The organism is Gammaproteobacteria bacterium (assembly GCA_034522055.1).
GTDB lineage: Bacteria > Pseudomonadota > Gammaproteobacteria > JAABTG01 > JAABTG01 > JAABTG01.
This window is the reverse complement of record JAXHLS010000002.1, coordinates 388688-408441: the sequence shown is the minus strand read 5'-3', so window position 1 is coordinate 408441 and position 19754 is coordinate 388688. Positions and strand designations below refer to the sequence as shown.

General features: G+C 69.0%; 15 protein-coding genes. 5 read left to right on the top strand and 10 right to left on the bottom strand.

Going from position 1 to position 19754, the window contains the following annotated elements; genetic code table 11:
* The first annotated feature begins 71 nt into the window (after positions 1 to 71).
* On the top strand, positions 72 to 491 hold the full coding sequence (locus U5S82_01965; protein MDZ7750433.1) for a YkgJ family cysteine cluster protein: 420 nt from the start codon (positions 72 to 74) through the stop codon (positions 489 to 491).
* 102 nt (positions 492 to 593) lie between these two features.
* Here the strand turns inward: U5S82_01965 and U5S82_01960 are convergent, their stop codons facing one another.
* The gene (locus U5S82_01960) at positions 594 to 1121 is read right to left on the bottom strand and encodes an LPXTG cell wall surface anchor family - like protein (GenBank protein ID MDZ7750432.1); all 528 of its coding nucleotides are present in this window, start codon (positions 1119 to 1121) and stop codon (positions 594 to 596) included.
* Between the two features lie 397 nt (positions 1122 to 1518).
* Between U5S82_01960 and U5S82_01955 the strand changes: the two genes are divergently transcribed.
* Complete coding sequence (locus U5S82_01955; protein MDZ7750431.1) at positions 1519 to 1983, top strand: methylated-DNA--[protein]-cysteine S-methyltransferase; 465 nt, start codon at positions 1519 to 1521, stop codon at positions 1981 to 1983.
* A 53-nt stretch (positions 1984 to 2036) separates the two neighbouring features.
* Here the strand turns inward: U5S82_01955 and U5S82_01950 are convergent, their stop codons facing one another.
* Genes U5S82_01950 through U5S82_01930 form a run of 5 tightly spaced genes read right to left on the bottom strand, consistent with a single transcriptional unit; the run spans position 2037 to position 9314 of the window.
* Positions 2037 to 3842 (bottom strand): long-chain fatty acid--CoA ligase, encoded by a 1806-nt coding sequence (locus U5S82_01950; protein MDZ7750430.1) that lies wholly within the window; start codon positions 3840 to 3842, stop codon positions 2037 to 2039.
* Between the two features lie 12 nt (positions 3843 to 3854).
* On the bottom strand, positions 3855 to 5870 hold the full coding sequence (locus U5S82_01945; GenBank protein ID MDZ7750429.1) for a 3-hydroxyacyl-CoA dehydrogenase NAD-binding domain-containing protein: 2016 nt from the start codon (positions 5868 to 5870) through the stop codon (positions 3855 to 3857).
* 2 nt (positions 5871 to 5872) lie between these two features.
* Complete coding sequence (locus U5S82_01940; GenBank protein ID MDZ7750428.1) at positions 5873 to 7183, bottom strand: acetyl-CoA C-acetyltransferase; 1311 nt, start codon at positions 7181 to 7183, stop codon at positions 5873 to 5875.
* A gap of 39 nt (positions 7184 to 7222) precedes the next feature.
* On the bottom strand, positions 7223 to 9085 hold the full coding sequence (locus U5S82_01935; GenBank protein ID MDZ7750427.1) for an acyl-CoA dehydrogenase: 1863 nt from the start codon (positions 9083 to 9085) through the stop codon (positions 7223 to 7225).
* Positions 8994 to 9314, bottom strand: coding sequence for a hypothetical protein (locus U5S82_01930; GenBank protein ID MDZ7750426.1), 321 nt, complete (start codon positions 9312 to 9314; stop codon positions 8994 to 8996). Before U5S82_01930 ends, U5S82_01935 begins: the two co-directional genes overlap by 92 nt.
* A 224-nt stretch (positions 9315 to 9538) precedes the next feature.
* On the opposite strand from U5S82_01930, the gene U5S82_01925 reads away from it, so the two are divergent.
* Positions 9539 to 10486 (top strand): SPFH domain-containing protein, encoded by a 948-nt coding sequence (locus tag U5S82_01925; protein ID MDZ7750425.1) that lies wholly within the window; start codon positions 9539 to 9541, stop codon positions 10484 to 10486.
* Position 10487: 1 nt separating this feature from the next.
* Positions 10488 to 10979 (top strand): NfeD family protein, encoded by a 492-nt coding sequence (locus U5S82_01920; protein MDZ7750424.1) that lies wholly within the window; start codon positions 10488 to 10490, stop codon positions 10977 to 10979.
* 298 nt (positions 10980 to 11277) lie between these two features.
* Here the strand turns inward: U5S82_01920 and ppc are convergent, their stop codons facing one another.
* The 3 genes from ppc to U5S82_01905 form a co-directional block, all read right to left on the bottom strand.
* Entirely contained in the window at positions 11278 to 14091 is a 2814-nt protein-coding gene (ppc, locus tag U5S82_01915; protein MDZ7750423.1) for a phosphoenolpyruvate carboxylase, read from the bottom strand.
* Positions 14092 to 14207: 116 nt separating this feature from the next.
* The gene (locus U5S82_01910; GenBank protein MDZ7750422.1) at positions 14208 to 16526 is read right to left on the bottom strand and encodes a DUF255 domain-containing protein; all 2319 of its coding nucleotides are present in this window, start codon (positions 16524 to 16526) and stop codon (positions 14208 to 14210) included.
* Between the two features lie 7 nt (positions 16527 to 16533).
* A complete protein-coding gene (locus U5S82_01905; GenBank protein ID MDZ7750421.1) occupies positions 16534 to 17712 on the bottom strand; it encodes a thioredoxin family protein in 1179 nt (392 codons plus the stop codon).
* A gap of 226 nt (positions 17713 to 17938) precedes the next feature.
* On the opposite strand from U5S82_01905, the gene U5S82_01900 reads away from it, so the two are divergent.
* Complete coding sequence (locus U5S82_01900; protein MDZ7750420.1) at positions 17939 to 18901, top strand: phosphoribulokinase; 963 nt, start codon at positions 17939 to 17941, stop codon at positions 18899 to 18901.
* Positions 18902 to 19118: 217 nt separating this feature from the next.
* Here the strand turns inward: U5S82_01900 and U5S82_01895 are convergent, their stop codons facing one another.
* The gene (locus U5S82_01895; GenBank protein MDZ7750419.1) at positions 19119 to 19589 is read right to left on the bottom strand and encodes a hypothetical protein; all 471 of its coding nucleotides are present in this window, start codon (positions 19587 to 19589) and stop codon (positions 19119 to 19121) included.
* Positions 19590 to 19754: the final 165 nt, after the last annotated feature.

The window sequence follows — 19754 nt, the reverse complement described above, 5'->3', positions numbered from 1 at the left end:
CCGTCGGCTGCCAAGAGCAGCCGACCTACAGATACCACACCCACGAATTCTGCCGACGAGCCGGGGATGAAATGAGTCTGGATGAATTGTTCGAACGTTTGGCCGAGGTTCAGGAGAGGGCCGCCATGGCCTGTGGCCAACTCCGGGGTTGCGATGCCAGCTGTTGCTGGCCCTCCCTGCCGGGCGGTGAGCCCAGTGTGACGGCATCCGAGGTCGGCGCCATCAACCGCCATCTCGCCGCCCGGGGGCCGTTCCCCTTCCATGCCGCCGGTCCCGGGGCCTGCAAGTTTCTCGGCGCGGACGGCCGTTGCGGCATCTACGCGGTGCGCCCCATCGACTGCCGTGTCCACTTCTGCGCCGGAGAGTCCCTGGCCAGCCGGGAGGACCCCGAGGTCGCCGCCCTGGTGGACGCCTACCACGCCCGCCGGGAGGCCGAATTCATGGCCTCGGAACGGCTGGACGCCGTCAGGTTTTACGGCGAACCGCCATGATCGAGCCTGTCGGGCCGACGCCCGGCTACAGGTTCAAGACAATCGCCTGTTCCCGGGGCACGGTTGTGGGTCGGGATTCATCCCGACATCCGGCCGGCGGGCTCAGCGCATGAAGGGCATCAGGCTCTCGGGGCGGGTGAACTTGTTGATGTCGTAGCCCATCCGGCCCATGGAGGCGTTCATGCTGGCCATGGACTGGTTCATCTGGGCCATGTTGGCGTTCATGGTAGCGATGTTCTCGGTCATGGTGCCGATGTTGCCGCTCATGCCGGCGATGTTGCCGTTCAACTGGTGCATGTCCCGGCTCATGGTGTGCATGTTGCCGGCCATGCGTTCCATGCCGAGCCTGACCTGGTGCAGGTCATCGGACATGCCGGCTTGGCCCTCCACCATGCTGTCGGCCATGACCTGCATGCGCCCGGTCATCTCTCCCATGTCCCGCGCCATGCTGCCGACATCGCGGCCCATCTGGGTCACGGCGCCGGTCATGGTGCTCATGTCGTTGCCCATGTTGAACATGAACAGGCCCATGCCCAGGAAGGCTCCGGCGGCGGCCACCAGGAGGATGCCGATGAGGCCGCCGCGGGCGAGGCCGCCGTTGCGGGTTTGTCTGTCCTCGGCCGCTGCCATGATGGGTCTCCTTAAACCGGGTCCCCCGCCGGCGGCGGGTGGTGGTCTGTTGCCTGTTCGGAGTATACCAATCCTTCCCCGGTTCCGGCGCTCGCGGCCGCCGCGCCCATGGGTTCGACCTGCCCTGCGTGAAGATTAACCACGAAAGACGCGAAATACCGCGAAAGATCATTCGGCTCAGGCGCATCGGGCCCCGGGTGGGGCGATGCCATTTCCGCTGTAACGGCGGAACCGCTGCGCTTGTTCCGCCCTACACCCCTGACACGTCTTTTTCACGTTATTTCGCGTATTTCGTGGTTTCCTTTTTCAGCGCGTAGGCTGATGGAGCGCGGCGCACTCCGGCATAAGGCAAGAGTCAAGTACACTGTCGCAGAGTCGCATCCGCGGAGCGCGCAATATGCACGTCATGGTGTTTTTGACCTCGTTGGGCCCCTTGCGCTTGGAGGAGGAGGGCGGTTTCCTCACCGCCTGCCTGTGGAGCGGAGAGGACGGGGATGCCACCGCGCCCACGTCCACCCTGGAGCGGGCCGCCGGCCAACTGTCGGAGTACCTGGCGGGCCGCCGGAGCGTATTCGACATACCCCTGCGGCCCCGGGGCACGCCCTTCCAGGAGGCGGTGTGGCAGGCCCTGACCACCATTCCCTACGGTGCCACCTGGAGCTACCGCGAGCTGGCGGCGGCGGTGGGCAGGCCGGGTGCCGCGCGGGCCGTGGGCACGGCCAACGCCCGTAACCCCCTGAGCATCTTCATCCCCTGTCACCGCGTCATCCGGGCCACCGGCGAAGTGGGGGGCTACGGCGGCGGTGTCTCCGCCAAGGAGCGGCTGCTGGCCCTGGAGGCGCAGCACGCGCCTCGCCCATGATGGCCCTCAGTATTGGCCCTCGCTGATAACCTGGGGGCGTCGTCCCGGCGCCCTCAATGCCCCGCGTAGAGGCCGGCGGTGAGATCGGCGTGTTTTTTCAGGATGGCGCCCCGTTTGAGCTTGAGGGTGGGGGTCATGAGGCCGTTCTCCGGGGTCCACGGCTCGGCCACCAGGGCCAGGCGGCGGATCTGGGCGTAGCCGGGGAAGGCACGGAGCTGGCGCTCCACATGGTCCAGCACCGCCCGGCATACCCGGTTGTCACGGCACGCCGACTCGCTCGCCGGGTCGAGGTCCATGGCCTTGAGGAGCTGGCCGAACTCCTCGCGGTTGGGCACCACCAGGGCCGCCAGGTAGGGGCGCCCCTCACCCACCAGCAATACCTGGTCGATGAGGCGGTCCAGGCAGATGGCGTTCTCCAGCTCCGCCGGCGGGATCTTCTCGCCGTTGGAGAGCATGATGATGTCCTTGAAGCGGCCGGTGATATGGATATGGCCCGCGGCATCGATCTCGGCCCGGTCGCCGGTGTGCAGCCAGCCGTCGCCGTCCAGGATGCGGGCGCTGGCCGTGGCATCGTTCCAGTAGCCCTGCATCACGGCGGGACTGCGCACCAGCAGCTCGTTGTCCGTCGTGAGCCGGGTCTCCACCCCCGGTAGGGGTGGCCCCACGCTCTCCGGGATGTTGCGGTACAGCAGGTTCACCGAGATGACGGGGCTGGTCTCGGTGAGTCCATAGCCCTGGACGATGGGGACGCCGAGACCGATGAAGGTCTTGGCCACCTCCGGGTTGAGGGGAGCGCCGCCGCATACCGAGAAACGCAGCCGCCCGCCCAGGCGCTCCCTTATCCTGCGTCCCACCAGGCGGTCCAGCAGGGGGGCCATGAGCAGCTGTGGCGACCAGGGGATCTGGTCCTGGCGGTGGCGGTAGCGGCGCCAGCCCGTGGCCACCGCACGGTGGAACAAGCGCCGCTTGACGGCCGGCGCCTGTCTCAGGCCGTCCATCACCCGGGCGTAGACGCGCTCGAAGATCCGCGGCACCGAGATGAGAATAGTGGGGCGGATGGCGGCCAGGTCCTCGGCGAGTTGGGGGATGCCGCGGTTGTAGGCCACCGCCGGTCCGGCCACCATGGGCAGGTAATAGCCCACGGTGCGCTCGAAGGTGTGGGACAGGGGCAGGAAGGAGAGCAGCCGGTCCGACGGCCCCACCTCGAACAGTTGCAGACAGGCATGGATGTTCCACACGATGTTGTAGTGGCTGAGCATCACCCCCTTGGGCCGGCCGGTGGTGCCCGAGGTGTAGACGATGGTGGCGAGGTCGCCGGGACGGACCTCCACGTCCAGGGCGATGGTGCCCACCGCGGGCAGCCAGGCCGCCGCCGCCACGGACTCGGCGTCGCCGCCTCGGCAGGGGCCCAGGGTGACCACCCGTTGCAGCCCGGGCAGGGGCATGTTCAGGGCCTGCAGGTCGCGCCACGCCGCCTCCCGCTCCACCACCAGCAGGCGGGTGCCGGAATCGGCGAGGATGCGGGCGATGTTGTCCGGTCGGTCATCGGCATACAGGGGCACCAGCACCAGGCCGAGGCCCAGCACGGCCTGGTCCACGATCACCCACTGCCAGCCGTTGCGGCACAGGATGGCCACCCGGTCACCCTTCTCCAGCCCTGCCGCGGCCAGGACGGCCTGCCAGCGGGCCACCTGGAGGGCCGTCTCCTGCCAGCTGTGGGAGCGCCAGCGGCCGCCGGCCTCGTCATACTGGATGTAGGCGGTGGCCTCGGGGGTGCGGTTCACCCGTTCCCGGAATATCGCGTTGAGGGTGGGGGCCTCGGCGATGGGGATGGCCGCCGGATTGTGCGCGCTTTTCATGACAGCACCTCCTCAGCCCACCGCGGCCCAGCCGGAATCGGCGTGGAAGTGTCTGCCGTGGCGGGTCTCCAGTTGCCGCAGCCGGGCCTGCACCCGTCCCGTCCCCCGTTCCCGGGCGTAGGCCATGGGGCCGCCGCGAAAGGGTGCGAAGCCGGCGCCGAACACCAGTCCCGCGTCCAGCAGATCGGCGTCCGCCACCACCCCCTGGCGCAGGCAGGCCACCGCCTCGTTGATGAGGGGGAGGATGAGGCGATCCGCCAGTTCGTCCTCGGCACCGTGGCGCGCCCGGTGGCTGACCGCCCGGCCGTGGCGCCAGCCATAGAAGCCGTGGCCGGACTTCCTGCCCAGCCGGCCGGCTTCCACATGGCGGCGCAACAGGGTGGGCACATCGGCATCGAGCAGCGGGGCAAGCTCCTCGGCCACCCTGAGGCAGATGTCCAGCCCCACCCGATCCGCCAGTTCCACCGGGCCCACGGGCATGCCGAAGTGGCGGGCCGCGGCGTCGATGCGTGGGGCGTTGGCGCCTTCCTCCAGCAGCGCCATGGCCTCCAGCAGGTAGGGCATGAGCACGCGGTTCACCAGGAAGCCCGGCGTGGCGGCCACCGGCAGGGGCAGCTTGTGGATGCAGCGGGTGAAGGCCAGGGCCTGGTCCACGGCCGCTTGCTCCGTGGCCTCCCCGGTGACCACCTCCACCAACTCCATGCGACTGACCGGGTTGAAGAAATGCAGTCCCACCAGGCGGCCGGGCCGCTCGAGGTCGCGGCCCAGGGCCTCCAGGGGCAGGCTGGAGGTATTGGTGGCCAGCAGGGCCGTGGGGGCCATGGCGCGTTCCGCCTCGGCGTAGAGGGCCCGCTTGGCAGTGGCGTCCTCGACGATGGCCTCGATCACCACGTCGGCCCCGGCGAGGCCGTGATTGCGGGGATCGGGCATGAGGCGGTCGGCGGCGGCCCGCACCCGATAAGGGTCCTTGAGGCGGCCCCGGAACAGGTCATGCCCGCGCGCCAGGGCGGCGCCGATGGCCTCGCTGCGGGGGTCGTGCAGGGTGGTCATGAGGCCCTCCATGGCACACCAGGCGGCGATGTCACCTCCCATGGCACCGGCCCCCATGACATGCACCCGGCGGGGCTGGAAGGCGCCACCGCCCGCGAGGCCCTTGAGGCGCTCCTTGAGCCGGAACACCCGGATGAGGTTGCGGGCGGTGTCGCCGCGCAGCAGCGCCGGCACCGCCCGCGCCTCGTTGGCGTACATCTCCTGCCTGCGCCCGCCATGGTGTTGCCAGTGGTGCAGCAGGGCGTAGGGGGCGGGGTAGTGGTGCTCCGGCACCCGGCGGGCGAGGCCGCGGCGCAGTACGGGGGTGAGCAACCAGCGCGCCGGTGCCAGGCCCGCCAGGCGCTGCAGGAGTGACGGCTGGTGGCGGGACGGGCGGATGGCGATGAGGCGGCGGGCGGCGTTGGCCAACTGGCGGGGCGGCAGGGCGTGGTCCACCAGGCCCAGCGTGGCGGCGCGCCGGGCATCCACGGTGGCGCCACCCAGCATCTGCTCCAGGGCCCGCAGGTGGCCCATGGTGCGGGTGGCGCGCACGGTGCCGCCGAAGCCCGGGAAGATCCCCAGGCGCACCTCCGGGAAGCCGAGGCGGGTGTGGGCCTCGGTGGAGGCGATGCGGTAATCGCAGGCCAGGGCCAGCTCCAGGCCGCCCCCCAGGCAGTGGCCGTCGATGAGGGCTACGGTGGGGAAGGCCAGGGCCTCCAGACGCTGGAGGATCTCGTGTACCCGCAGGATGAGCCGCTCCGCTTGGTCGTCCGCCGGTGGCCGTTCGAACCGCTTGATATCGGCCCCGGCGATGAAGCCGCCGGGCTTGGCCGAGGTGAGCACGAGGCCGGCGGGATGCCCCTGGGCCACCGCTATCAACTGTTCTTCGAAGGCCAGCAGCAACTCCTCGGAGAGCACGTTGACGGTGCTGTCCGCCATATCGAAGGCAAGCCAGGCCACGTGGCCGGCGTCGTGGGTCAGACGGAAGTGCTCGCTCATGGTCAATCCTCCACGCGTTCCACCAGCATGGCGCCGCCCTGGCCGCCACCTACGCACAGGCTCGCCATGCCGCGGCGGGCGCCCGTGCGTTTCAAGGTCTTGAGCAGGTGCAGGACGATGCGCGCGCCGCTCGCCCCCACCGGGTGGCCGAGGCCGATGGCCCCGCCGTCGACGTTGAGGCGCGTCTCGGCGATGGCCGCGAAAGGCTGCTCCCGCCCCAGGGCGCTGCGGCAGAAGCCCTCGTGCCGCCACGCCGCGAGACAGGCCAGCACCTGGGCGGCGAAGGCCTCGTTGATCTCCCAGTAATCCACGTCGGCGCTGGCGAGACCCTGGCGTTCCATGATGGGGGCCATGGCGTGCACCGGGCCGAGGCCCATGCGCCGCGGGTCCAGGGCCGCCCACTGGATATCGGCGATGCGCCCCAGCACCGGCAGCCGGTGGCGTGCCACCGCCTCCCCGGAGGCCAACAGTGCCAGGGCGGCGCCGTCCGTCACCTGGGCGCTGTTGCCGGCGGTGACATGGCCGAAGGGGCGGTCGAAGACCGGGGCGAGGCGCGCCAGGCCCTCGGGGGTGGTGTCCCGCCGCAGCCCGGTGTCGGCGTCATAGAACGTGCCGGCGCCATCGAACAGGGGCTCCACTTCCGTCAGGTGGCCGGCGTCCATGGCCGCGGCCAGGCGCCGGTGGCTGGCGGCGGCGAAGGCGTCCATGGCCTCGCGACCGATGTCGAAATCGGCCGCCAACTGCTCGGCCGTCTGGCCCATGGAGAGGCCGTAGACCGGATCCGTGAGGCCGCGCAGCAGGGCGATCACCGGTTTGAAATGGCCGGCCCGCAGGCGTGCCAGCAGCCGGCCCCGCGCCGCCACGCCGCGGGCGCGTCCCCACAGGGCGAGCCAGTGCTGCATCGCCTCGGCCACCAGCAGGGGATGGCGGCTCATGGCCTCGGTACCCCCCGCCAGCACCAGGTGGGCGGCGCCGGCGGCGATATGGTCGGCGGCGCTGGCCAGGGCCTGCATCCCCGAGGCGCAGTTGCGCTGCACCGTCATGGCGGGCACGTCATGGCCGCAGCCCAGGCGCAGGGCCACCACGCGGGCGATGTTGGCCTCGTCGGGGCCGGGCGAGACACAGCCCAGTATCACCTCGTCCACCGCCTGTGGGTCGAGGTCGAGGCGGGTGAAGAGGGCGCGCCCGGCATGGTGGGCCAGGTCGGCGGCGGCGAAGGGGCCGGGGGTGCCGCGGCTCTTGAGGAATGGCGTGCGGCTGCCGTCCACCACGTAGACATCGCGCCCGGCGGGGGTCTGCATGGGTCGGTTCATGACGGTTCCTCCTCGTCGCAGGCCGGGTCCGGCGCCGCCTCAGGCGGCGTGGGGCGCGGCGGTGGCGGCCGGCTCGCGGCCATCGGCCGTCAGGGCCCAGCGGTGGCCGTAGTCCTCGAAGTGGTCCACGGCGACGACCTCGGCGCGCCACCGGAACATGCGCTCCAGCTCGCTGCACTCGCGGGCCGTGATGAAGCCCCGGGCACGGGCCTGGCGGGCCTGCTCCACGGGGCCGGATGCGGTCACCACACCGTTGCGCTGGAGGTCCCGCAGGGTCTTCTCCAGTGGCGCCGTGCGCCGGGTCTGGAGCAAGGCGCGCTCCAACTGGCCCTGGCGCAGGCTCGGATCGGTGGTGGTGAAGATGCCGGCGGTGAGGCGGTCGCGGGTGGCGGACGGCGCGAGCAGCAGGCGGGCCACCTCGTGGTCCAGGCGGTCGTCGGGCGGGCCGTAGTGACAGCCGGTGGGGAAGACCAGCAGGCGCAGCAGCCAGCCCAGGGGCCGCAACGGGATGGCGCCAAGCTGGGCCCGCAGGGCCTCCTGCATGCGGTACAGGCCGCGCTCGCAGCACCAGTGCACCAGGGGCAGATCGGCCGCCGGGCGGCCGTCGTCCTCGAAGCGCTTGAGCACCGCCGAGGCCAGCACCAGCTCGCTCAGCACGTCGCCGAGGCGGGCCGACAGGCGCTCACGGCGCTTCAGGGTGCCGCCGAGAGTCATCATGGTGGCGTCGGCGCACAGGGCGAAGGCGGCGCTGATGCGGTTCAAGTGCTGATAATGGCGCCGCGTGGCGGGGTGGGGCGGTGCCGCCGACAGGCGCCCGTCGCCGAGGCCGAGAAACAGAGTGCGGGCGAGGTTGCCGAGCAGGAAGGCCACATGGCCGGCCAGCGCGCGGTCGAAGCGTGCGAGGCCCCTTGCCTTGTCCGCATCATGGACCGCTTCCAGTTCCTCCAGCACCCAGGGATGGCAGCGGATGGCGCCCTGGCCGAAGACGATCATGTTGCGGGTCAGGACATTGGCGCCCTCCACGGTGATGGCGATGGGGATGGCCTGGTAGGCGCGGCCGAAGAGGTTGCCGGGGCCGGGGCAGATGCCGCTGCCGCCCTGGATGTCCATGGCGTCATTGATGATGCGGCGGTAGCCCTCCGTGAGGTGGAGCTTGACGATGGCCGAGATCACGGCCGGTTGCTCGCCCAGGTCGAGGCCGGTGAGGCACAGCAGGCGCGCGGCGTCCATCTGATAGGTGAGGCCGCCGATGCGGGCCAGGATCTCCTCCACCCCCTCGAAATGGCCGATGGGGGTGCCGAACTGGCGGCGTACCGCGGCGTAGGCCCCGGTGTAGCGGCTCGCCGTCTTGGCCGCCCCCACCGCCAGGGCCGGCAGGGAGATGCCGCGGCCCTCGGCCAGGCATTCCATGAGCATGGCCCAGCCGTGGCCGGCGCCGGTGCGGCCGCCGATGATCTGCTCCAGGGGCACGAACACTCCGCGGCCGCTGATGGGACCGTTCTGGAACGGGATCCCCAGGGTGATGTGGCGCCGGCCGATGGTGATCCCCGGCAGGTGGCGGGGGATGAGGGCCACGGTGATGCCGATGTCCTCCCGTTCTCCCAGCAGGTGGTCGGGGTCCCGGAGCCTGAAGGCCAGCCCGATGATGCTGGCCACCGGGGCCAGGGTGATGTAGCGCTTGTCCCAGTCGATGCGCACCCCGAGCACCTCGCGGCCCTGCCACTCGCCGCGGCACACCACGCCCGTGTCGGGGATGGCGGAGGCATCGCTGCCGGCCTCGGGGCCGGTGAGGGCGAAGCACGGTATCTCCTCACCCGTCGCCAGGCGCGGCAGATAATGGCGTTTGCTCCCGGGGATCGCCGCGGTAGCATTGCCGCACCCGCTCCCGCAGGGCCTCGTCACGGATGTCGAACAGGCGGCCGATATAGAGGGCCGCGTGGCTCCAGGGACTCTGGGTGATGAGCTTGATGACATCGCCCACGCGGCTGCGCCCCTCCACCAGCAACACATCGGCGGGGCGCAGTTCGAAGCGCAGGCGTTTGAAGTCGCACAGCGGGACAGCGGGCCTCGCGTTCTCTCCGGTCAGCCAGTCCGTTGTGCGCCGACCCAGCCAGGACAGGATGGTCTTCATCGTCTTCGCGCCAGGTAGCCATCATACTTGAGTAGACCTGTCGGGCTTTTGAAAAATTCCACCCCGTAACAGTGGGGTTTCATGCCGGAGTCAAGGACCCGGGTGGGAGCAGCCGGCACGGCCGCGCGAGACGCCGGGGCGCCGGCGCGCCATAATGCGCATTGCTGCGGGCAGGGGCCCGCCGCGGGCAACTCAACGAGAGGAAAACACCTATGGGCGATCCAATGACCGGTCTCATGGGCCTGATATTCAACTTCTGGACCGGGCTCGCCGTCGTCGCCCTCGTGATCCTGAAGTCGAGCGTCAAGTTCGTGCCCCACAACACCACCTTCGTGGTGGAACGCTTCGGCAAGTACTTGAAGACCATGACCGCGGGGCTCAACTTCGTGGTGCCCGTCATCGACCGGGTGGCCTACCGCCGCACCCTCAAGGAGCAGGCCATCGATGTGGCCAGTCAGGCGGCCATCACCCGGGACAACATCTCGCTCACCGTGGACGGCGTGCTTTACCTCAAGGTCATCGATTCCTACAAGGCCTGCTACGGCGTGGAGGACTACCACTTCGCGGTGGGCCAGCTGGCCCAGACCACCATGCGCTCCGAGATCGGCAAGATGGAGCTGGACAAGACCTTCGAGGAGCGGGACACCCTGAACGCCGCCATCGTGTCCTCCATCAACGAGGCGGCCCAGCCCTGGGGGATCCAGGTGTTGCGTTACGAGATCAAGGACATCAATCCGCCCCGCAGCGTGCTGGAGGCCATGGAACGCCAGATGAAGGCCGAGCGCGAGAAGCGCGCCACCATCCTCGAATCCGAGGGCCATCGCCAGTCCCAGATCAACGTCGCCGAGGGTGAGAAGCAGGCGGTGGTACTGGCGGCCGAGGCCGACAAGGAACAGCAGATCCTCAGGGCCGAGGGCGAGGCGCGGGCCATCACCGCCGTGGCCGAGGCCAATGCCGAGGCCATCCGCAAGGTGGGCGAGGCGGCCAATACCGAGGCCGGCCAGAAGGCCATCCAGTACGAACTGGCCGGCGACGCCATCAAGGCCAAGCAGGCCATCGCCCGGGAGTCCACCGTGGTACTCATGCCCGACCAGCAGACCGAGGCGGGCTCCCTGGTGGCCGGCGTCATGGCCATTGCCGATACCCTCAGGGCCAGGACCGGCGGGGCCTGAGATGCTACCGGTGGTCGGCTACATCGACGCCCACCAGGCCGAGTTCTGGATCTTCGTGGGCTTCGCCCTGGTGGCCATCGAGACCCTGGTGCTGGGGCTGGCCTCCGGCGTGCTGCTGTTCGGCGCCATCGGGGCCCTGCTCACCGGTATCCTGATGATGGCCGGTGTGCTGCCCGAGACCTGGACTGCCGGCATCGCCGGCTTCGGCATCCTGGCGGCCGTCAGCACCGCGGTGCTGTGGCGGCCCCTGATGCGCCTCCAGCACGGCCGAGCCGCGCCCGGGCGCGACCGCACCAGCGACCTCATCGGTTACGAGTTCACCCTGCCCGGCGACATCGACACCACCCGCCCCTCCAGCGTCTCCTACTCGGGTATCACCTGGGAGGTGCGCCCCGACCCGGAACTCGCCGCCGGCGCCATCCCCGGCGGCACCCGGGTACGAGTGGCCGGAGTGGACGCGGGGGTGTTCTGGGTAGTTCGGGCCAGGGCGTAGGCACCGGCGGCGGTCCGCGACTAGCGGCGGCCCGGGTGTTGGGGAATGGTGAATAGTGAATGGTTAGGCGGCGGCGAAGATTAGCGATATACCTGGGTGCATCTGAACAGCGCGGCCGTTCTAAGTGAATAGTGAATAGTGAATAGTGAATGGTTAGGCGACGGTGAAGATTAGCGATATACCTGGGTGTACCTGAACAGCGCGGCCATTCTACAAGCGACTACCTGCGCAGTCTGTTAGTGGACCCGCTGCACCATTCACTATTCACCATTCACTGTATTCACCATTCACTATCTCCTCACCCCGTATTCCTCATCCCCGACGCAATGGCATTGATGGACCGCAACAGCGGTTCCATCCACTGCTCTCGTTCCTCGTCGCTGATATCGGGGTCGCGGGCGCGGCGTAGCAGGGTGATCTGGATGTGGTTGAGGGGATCCAGGTAGGGGTCGCGGCGGAACAGGGACAGGGCCAGGGTGGGGGTCTCCTCCAGCAGGCAGTCGATATCCGCCACCTTCAGCACCATCTCCAGGGTGCGGTCGTGCTCCTCGCGGATGGCGCCGTAGACCCGCCCGGCCATCGACTGGTCCTCGGCCAGGGAGGCGTACTCGCCGGCTATCCTCATCTCGGCCTTGGTCAGGGACATCTGGGTGTTGGACAGCAGGGCGCGGAAGAAGGGCCAGTGGCGATACATGCGGCGCAGCTCCTCCAGGTTGCCGCCGTCTGCGGCCGCGAAATCCGTGAGGGCGTTGCCGATGCCGAACCAGGCCGGCAGGGTGTGGCGGGACTGGGCCCAGCCGAAGACCCAGGGGATGGCGCGGATGGAGGCCTTGGATCGGTCCTGTTTTTGGCGGTGGCTGGGGCGGGAACCGATGTTGAGCAGGCCGATCTCCGATACCGGCGTGGCCTCGTAGAAGTAGTCCAGCAGCCCCTCGGTGCGGTCGATGAGGTTGCGGTAGGCCTCTTCGCCGGTGCGGGCCAGGCCGGCCATGATGCGGTGGTACTCCTCGCAGTCCTCGGTGTTGCCCTGCACCACGCCGCGGCTCGCCTTGAGAAGCCCGGTGATGCCCATGGACAGCTCGTACACCGCGGTCTCTTCGTTGCTGTACTTGTAGGACAGTACCTCACCCTGCTCGGTGAACTTGATCTGGCCATGCACGGTGCCGGCGGGTTGGGCGAGGATGGCCTCGTGGGTGGGGCCGCCGCCGCGGCCCAGGGTGCCGCCGCGGCCGTGGAACAGCCGGCACTCGATACCGTGGCCCTCGGCGATGGCGATGATCTTGCGCTGGGCCTCGTAGAGGTTCCAGGCCGAGGCCAGGATGCCGCCGTCCTTGCACGAGTCCGAATAGCCCAGCATCACCTCCTGGAGATTACCCGAGGCCTGGAGCAACCGGCGGTAGATGGGTTGCTCCAGGAGCGTGCTCATCACCTGCTCGACGCGACCCAGGTCGTCGATGGTCTCGAACAGGGGGCTGATGCGGATGTCGCAGTACCAGGCGCCGTCGCGGCGCCCGGCGAGGCCGCCCAGGGAGGCCAGCCACATGAGTTCGAGGATATGGCTGGCGCTGTGGGTCATGGAGATCACGTAGGTACCCAGGGCCTCGGGGCTCACCTCCGCGCGCAGCTTGCCCATCACCTCCAGCACCTTGAGGGTGTCCGCGGTATCGGCGCTCAGCTCCCCTCGCGGCATGGCCAGGGGGGGCTCCTCCAGGAGCCGGCACAGCAGGGCGATGCGCTCGTCCTCGTCGAGGTCCCGGTAGCCCGCGGTGACGCCGATTTCGCCCAGAATCTCGTCCACCGCCGCGGTGTGGCGGGTGGATTCCTGGCGGATGTCTAGGTTCTGCATGAAGAAGCCGAAGGTCTCCGCCATGCGGATGAGGTCCAACAGCCCGCCGTCGGCGATGCGGGCGTCACCGTGGGAGGCGATGGACTCGTGGATGAGCCGCAGGTCGGCGATGAACTCCTGCTCATTGTCGTAGCGGCAGGGGTAGTCCTCGGGCCGGGCGTTGTCGGGGTCGTCGATGAGTTTGTTCACCAGCCGCAGGTTGTCGCGCAGGCGGTTCTCCATGATGAGTAGCTTGCGCCGGTAGGGCTCATGGCTGAACCGTGCCGGCCGCTTGCCCATGATCTCCGGGCACGCCGTGAGTTCCTGCTGCAGCTTCTCCGTGAAGGCGGCGCTCGGGGTCACCAGGCGGCTGGAGAAGGTGAGTCGGCTGCGCAGCTCCTTCACCCGCCGCAGGTACTCGCACAGGACCTCCCGCTTGTGCATGCGCACGGCGAACTCGGTGGTCTCGGGCCGCACGAAGGGGTTGCCGTCGCGGTCGCCGCCGATCCACGAGCCGAAGCGCAGCAGGCTGGGCACCTTGAATGCCACGTCGCCGTAGGTGCGGGAGATGGCCCGCTCCATGTAGCGGTAGACCCGGGGTACGGCGCGGAACAGGCACTCCCGGAAATAGAACAGCCCGATGCGGATCTCGTCCTCCACCGTGGGCTTCACCACCCGCACCTCGTCGGTCTTCCACAGCACCTGGATGAGGTCGCGCAGGTCGTTCATCACCTCCTCGCGCTCTAGCTTGCCGAGGCGGCGGCCGTCCAGCTTGTCGGCGGTGACGAAGATGGCCCGCAGCAGGTGCTTTACCGCCAGGCGCTTGGACTCCGTGGGATGGGCGGTGAACACCGGCATGTAGATCACGCGCGCCAGCAGGGTGTTGACCTGTTCGATATCCAGGCCGCCGGCGGCGAAGTCGCGCATGGTATGGTCGAAGGAACCGCGCCACAGGGGGCCGCCGGCGCGCACGTTGCGGCGCCGCTCGCGGTGCAGGAAGGCCTCCTCGGCGATGTTCACCAGGCTGAAATAGATGTTGAAGGCGCGGATCACGTGGTTGAGGTCGTCGGTGTCGAGGCCGTCGATGAGGTCGGCGAGGCGCTCCCGCAGGGCTTCGTCCTCTCTGATTCGCAGGCGGATGTAGCCGCGGCGCAGGGTCTCCACCGCCTTCAGCACATGGTCGCCCGTCTGTTCCGCCAGTACCTCGCCCAGCAGATTGCCGAACAGGCGTACCCGCGCGCGCAGTTCCTTGTCGCGTTGGGGCGGCAGCAAGGGTGGTTTAGGCATGGGAACAGGACTCCGGGGTGGGGAATGACGCCCCCGGGGACCGGCGGGCGGGACGCGCAAAGCGGGCATTATATCCGCCCCGGGGTGGGGCGGTCGAAGGGCGGGGAGGCGGGGCGTCAGGGGGCGGCAGGCGGTGGCCCTTCGAGACGGGTCGTGACCTCGGCGGGGGCCAGGCAGCGGCCGCTGTCGTTGCAGGCCTGGGCGTGGACCGTGACGGTGGTGCCGGCGGGCAGCGGCGGGTCCGCGACGGCGCTGAGACGGGTGCCGTCACCGTAGATGCGGATGGGGGTGCCGAGGCCGGTATCCATCTTCTCGCCCCGCGGGTAGTCCACGGTCAGGGCCAGAACCTCCCCCTGGGCCCGGGCGCGCACCCGGGTGGCGGTGAGGAAGTCCAGGGAGGCGGGCGTGGCGTTCACGTGCCAGCCGGGGGCCAGGTGCAGCGTGGCCTCCAGGCGGTGGCCGTCGCCCGGGAGGCGGCGGGCACTGATGCGCAGGTGGTCCGAGGTGGTCTCGAGGGCGGCGATGGCGGGCGCCGCGGGGGTATCCTCGGCGAGGCCGGCGCGGCGATAGTCGGCCAGACCCCACAGCATGTAGGGCATGTCGTCGGGGGCCTTTCCCAGCAGGGGGCCGTAGGCCCGCAAGGTGGCGGCGGCCGCGGCGGCGTAGCGTCTGTCGTCCGTCTCCCTGGCGAGGGCCACCAGGGCGCGGGTGGCGAGGCTGTCGGCGCCGGGCATGGCGCCGTCATGGGTGGCCTTGGGGCGGGCCAGCAGGTGGTCCACCGTGGGTGGGGCGTAATGGAAACCGCCGGCGGGGTCTTTCAGGGTGGCGAGCATGGTGTCGGCCAGCATCCGGGCCTCGTCCAGCCAGGCTGCCTCGCCGCTGACGCGGTGGAGTTCCGTGAGGCCGAGGATCACCGCGGCATAGTCATCGAGGTAGGCGTCCAGACGGGCGCGGCCGTGACGGGCGACATGCAGCAGGCGGCCCTGGTCGTCCCGCAGGGTGGCCAGCAGGGCGGTGGCGGCCCGTTCGGCCATGGCCACGTAGGCGGGTCGCTCCAGCACCTCCCCGGCGTAGGCGAGGGCCCAGATCATGAGGCCGTTCCAGGCGGTGATGACCTTGTCGTCGAGGTGGGGCTGGGGGCGTTGCTGGCGGCTGGCCAGCAGGCGGGTGCGGATGGGCTCGAGGCGGGCCATCAGGTCCCCGATTGTTATCTCCAGGGCGGCGGCAGTGGCGGCGTAGCCCCGCGGCCAGTGGAGGATATGCCCGCCCTCGAAGTCGGGCGGACCGTCGAGGCCCCATACCCGGCGCACCAGATCGTAATCGGCGGCGGGCAGCAGTTCCGCCAGTTCTTCCGGGGTCCACAGGTAGGACTCACCCTCCACGGCATCCACCTCCGCGTCCTGGGCCGAGTAAAACAGGCCGCCGGGGCCTGTCATATCCCGTTCCACGTAGGCCACGATGTCATGGGCCACGCGCTCGAAGTGGGCGTTGCCGGTGAGGACGTGGGCGCGGGCGTAGGTGTGCAGCAACTGGGCGTTGTCGTAGAGCATCTTCTCGAAGTGGGGTACCAGCCACTGGTTGTCGATGGCATAGCGGTGGAAACCGCCGCCCACCTGGTCGTGGATGCCGCCGCGGGCCATGGCGCCGAGGGTGGTGGTGGCCATGTCCAGGGCCCGGGTGTCACCTTCGTGCTCGTAACGGTCCAGCAGCAGTTCCAGGATCGAGGACATGGGAAACTTGGGCGCCTGCTGGAAGCCGCCGTCGAAGGTATCGAAGCGCTCGGCCAGGCGGGCCACGGCCTGGTCCGCGAGGGCCTCGTCCGGCAGGGTCGCGAGGGGTTCGCCGGGCAGCCGGCCGGCGTGTTGGATGGCGGCCGCCACCCGCGCGCCCTGGGCCTCCACGGCGGGGCGGTTGTCGTTCCACAGCTCCCGAGCATTGCGGATCAGGCCCTGGAAGCGGTCCCGGGGCAGGTAGGTGGCGGCGAAAAAGGGCTCGAGGTCGGCGGTCAGTAGCAGGGTCATGGGCCAGCCGCCATGGCCGGCCAGCAGTTGCACCGCCGTCATGTAGATGGCGTCCACGTCGGGCCGTTCCTCGCGGTCCACCTTGATGCTCACGGCGTGGCGGTTCAGCAGCGCCGCCGTCTCCTCGTCGGCGAAGGACTCCCGCTTCATGACGTGGCACCAGTAGCAGGTGGAGTAGCCCACGGACAGGAGGATGAACTTGTCCTCGCGGCGCGCCTTCTCGAAGGCCTCCTCGCCCCAGGGATACCATTCCACCGGGTTGCCGGCATGTTGCTGGAGGTAGGGGCTGGTGGCGTCGGCGAGACGATGGCCGCCACTCGCGGCCGGGGCGTCGGGGGGTGCGGCGGCGCCGGCGGGCAGGACCGCGGCAAGGGTCAACAGGACAAGAGGGGTAAAGGGGTTCTTCAAGGTCATGGTCTCGTCAGCCGCGGGCGGCCCGGATGGCCGCCACCAGGGTGTCGCGCTGGAACATGTCGGGCAGGCGTTTCACCACTTCGCCCTCGCCGTCCAGCACTACGGCGAAGGGTATGCCGGCGCCGCCCCAGCCCAGCAGCCGGGCCTGGAGTGCGGGTATGGCGGCGGTGAGGTCTACCTGCAACGTCACGAGGCCGGCCTCCCGGGCCGTCGCCAGGGTGCGGGGGTGGCGATAGACGGTGCGCTCCAGCACCTTGCAGGTGATGCACCAGTCGGCGGTGAACTCCACCAGCACGGGCCGGCCGTCGGCCCTGGCGGTGGCCAGGGCGGCCTCGGAAAAGGGCTGCCATGGCAAGACATCCTCCGGCCCGCCGTCGCCCGGGTCCAGGGCCAGGGGTACCAGGGGGGCCAGCAGGATCGCACATACCACGGGCACGGCCCGGGCTCTCAGGTCCGGGCCCTGCCACAGTACCCACAGGGCCCAGCCCAGGGCCGTGAGGGCCAGCGCGCCCCATAGCAGACGGGTGATGGCCGGGGTGAGGTCGGGGGCGGCGAAGAACACCCCGCCGGCCAGCAGCACCAGGCCCAGGGCCTGATGGACCCGGCGGCTCCAGGGGCCGCTTTTCGGTAGTCGGGCCAGCAGGCGCGGGGAGGCGAGCAGAATCAGGTAGGGCAGGGCCAGGCCGAGGCCTATAGCCAGGAAGATGGCCATCACGTGGCCCGGTGGCCGGGTCACGGCGAAGGCCAGCACGCCACCCAGGAAGGGGCCGGTACAGGGGGTGGACAGCAGGGCCGCCAGCAGGCCCGCCAGATAGGGCTCCGCGTAGCCGCGGCCGCCGAGACGGTAGAGCCTCTCCGGCACCTTGAAGCCCCTGGCGGCCATGCTCATCAGCCCCAGCACCACCAGCACCAGGGCCAGCCCCAGGCGCACGGCCGGGCTTTGAAACAGCTCGCCCCAGTTCCAGGCTGCGCCCCCGGCCGCCAGGGCGAGGCCGCCGAAGAAGGTCCAGGTGCCCGCCAGCACCGCTCCGGCCGCCACCCACCGCGGCCCCGGGCCCGCCCCCACGGCGGCGGTGATCATGCGCAGCTTCACCGGGATGGCGGGCAGCACGCACGGTGTCAGATTCAGCACCGCCCCGGCCACGACGGCCAGCAGCAGTTGGGTGGCGAATACGTAGGATTCCATGGACTCGATAATGACCTCGTTTGCCGCAGGTGGCTCCGGTTCGCCTCACCGAGGGCCTGTGGATTCGACCTCCCCCGGAGAGAAAGGGTTTCATTTCCGCCCCCGCCCGGCATCGCCCCATCCCTGCTCAGACGGTCGGGCACCGTGCGCTATTCCCTGGGGTGCCTTTGGCTTTCGGTGCGGCACTGTCATACTTTGCCAGATATCCGCCGCGGGCGAGGTCATCATGTCGGTCAAATATCCCATCGTCGCCATCACCGGCTCCTCCGGAGCCGGCACCACGTCCGTGCGCGAGGCCTTCCAGGAGATCTTTCTGCGGGAGGCCATGAACGCGGTTTTCGTACAGGGCAATAGTTTCCGCCGCTATGATCGCGTGGAGATGAAGTGCTGGGTGGAGCAGAACGCCCGGGAAGGCCGCATCATGTCGCGTTTCGGGCCGGAGGCGAACCTGCTGGACCGTCTCGAGGGCCTGTTCACGGAGTACTCCCGCACCGGTACCGGGCTCATCCGGCATTACGTGGAGAGTCCAGCCATGGCGGCGCGTCACCAGCACCCCGAGGGTACCTTCACCTCCTGGGAGGAGATCCTGCCGGGCACCGATCTGCTGTTCTACGAAGGCATGCACGGCGGTTACACATCGGACCTGTGGACCCACCGCACCATGGGACCACCCCACAATCCCCTCGTCGTCAAGTTGCGCCGGCACGTGCAGCAGGAGCGCAGCGACTACGGCGTGGACGTGGCCCGCTGGGTGGACCTGCTCATCGGCGTGGTGCCCTCCGTGAACCTGGAATGGATCCAGAAGATCCATCGCGACGTCAGCCTGACGGGGGCCTCGGCGGAGGCCGCCACCGAAGCCATCCTGCGGCGCCTGCCCGACTACGTGCACTACATCACCCCCCAGTTCTCCTACACCGACATCAACTTCCAGCGTATTCCCCTGGTGGACACCTCCAATCCGTTCACGGCCCGCGACGTCCCGACGGCCGATGAGAGCGCACTGGTGATCCGTCTCCGCGAACCGCGTCGCTTCGATTTCCCCAACCTGCGCAAGCGCCTGGATGGCAGCTTCATGTCACGGGCTAACACCCTGGTACTGCCCAATGGCAGCATACGTCACGCCCTGGAGGTGATCTGCGCCCCCCTGGTGCATGAGTTGGTGGAGAGGCGGAGGAAGGCGGGGGAATAGTGGAAAGGGAGAAGAGCGGGGAAAAGGAAGAAAAGCGGGGAAAAGGAAGAAAAGCAGGGAAAAGGGAAATGGGAAAAGGGAAAAGTTAAGCAAAAGCAACAACGAGAGCAAAAACAAAAAACCTTGTTGGCGGGCGCGCCGGGTCAGGCTACACTCTTGCATTTCCCATTTCCCATTTCCCATTTCCCATTTCCCATTTCCCATTTCCCTGGAAACCTCAGGCCAACCGCAGTTCCTCCAGCACCGCCCGGGCCTGGCCGCCGCTGATATCCGGAATGATGGAGAGTTCCAGTACTCTCACGCCCTCCAGCTGCAAGCCGTAGTCCTCGATCTCGGTGGTGGTGGTAGGCGGGCTGAAGTGATACTGCTGGCGCACGATCTCCTCCATGGGCCCGTCGCTGTCGCGTGACCAGCGCAGCATGAACTCCTGGGTACGCTCGGTGTTGTTCTCGATAAAAAGCAGCTGGATCAGGGTGATGCTCAGGGGCTCGTCGAAGGAGAGCCGGATGATCTGCTCACCGGGTCCGGCGGCCCGCCAGCCGGCATCGTGGCCCGGGACCAGCGCCCCCTCGATGGGGAAGTCCGGGTCCTCCGAGCTGAACTCCACCGTCGCCAGCTGCTCCACGTCGAGCCATTCGCGATTGGGGATGGGCGCCTCTGTCTGTTTGTCCATTCTGCGTTTGCGCATCGTTGTCTCCTGTGGGGTGCGCGTAATGACTTCGCTAATCAGAAGGTTAGTATATCTCGAATAACATAGGTATGGAGTGGAGGCGCACGCGGTGCCTCAGGGGACGTCCCTGTCGATGGCCTAGGGTCTGATGGACGCGCTCGTAAGTTCATGCAATTACTGGCT

Excerpts from the sequence above, each read along its gene's own strand:
- U5S82_01965 (MDZ7750433.1), top strand. The coding sequence starts at position 72 with ATGAGTCTGGATGAATTGTTCGAACGTTTGGCCGAGGTTCAGGAGAGG.
- U5S82_01960 (MDZ7750432.1), bottom strand. The coding sequence starts at position 1,121 with ATGGCAGCGGCCGAGGACAGACAAACCCGCAACGGCGGCCTCGCCCGC.
- U5S82_01955 (MDZ7750431.1), top strand. The coding sequence starts at position 1,519 with ATGCACGTCATGGTGTTTTTGACCTCGTTGGGCCCCTTGCGCTTGGAG.
- U5S82_01950 (MDZ7750430.1), bottom strand. The coding sequence starts at position 3,842 with ATGAAAAGCGCGCACAATCCGGCGGCCATCCCCATCGCCGAGGCCCCC.
- U5S82_01945 (MDZ7750429.1), bottom strand. The coding sequence starts at position 5,870 with ATGAGCGAGCACTTCCGTCTGACCCACGACGCCGGCCACGTGGCCTGG.
- U5S82_01940 (MDZ7750428.1), bottom strand. The coding sequence starts at position 7,183 with ATGAACCGACCCATGCAGACCCCCGCCGGGCGCGATGTCTACGTGGTG.
- U5S82_01930 (MDZ7750426.1), bottom strand. The coding sequence starts at position 9,314 with ATGAAGACCATCCTGTCCTGGCTGGGTCGGCGCACAACGGACTGGCTG.
- U5S82_01925 (MDZ7750425.1), top strand. The coding sequence starts at position 9,539 with ATGACCGGTCTCATGGGCCTGATATTCAACTTCTGGACCGGGCTCGCC.
- U5S82_01920 (MDZ7750424.1), top strand. The coding sequence starts at position 10,488 with ATGCTACCGGTGGTCGGCTACATCGACGCCCACCAGGCCGAGTTCTGG.
- ppc (MDZ7750423.1), bottom strand. The coding sequence starts at position 14,091 with ATGCCTAAACCACCCTTGCTGCCGCCCCAACGCGACAAGGAACTGCGC.
- U5S82_01910 (MDZ7750422.1), bottom strand. The coding sequence starts at position 16,526 with ATGACCTTGAAGAACCCCTTTACCCCTCTTGTCCTGTTGACCCTTGCC.
- U5S82_01905 (MDZ7750421.1), bottom strand. The coding sequence starts at position 17,712 with ATGGAATCCTACGTATTCGCCACCCAACTGCTGCTGGCCGTCGTGGCC.
- U5S82_01900 (MDZ7750420.1), top strand. The coding sequence starts at position 17,939 with ATGTCGGTCAAATATCCCATCGTCGCCATCACCGGCTCCTCCGGAGCC.
- U5S82_01895 (MDZ7750419.1), bottom strand. The coding sequence starts at position 19,589 with ATGCGCAAACGCAGAATGGACAAACAGACAGAGGCGCCCATCCCCAAT.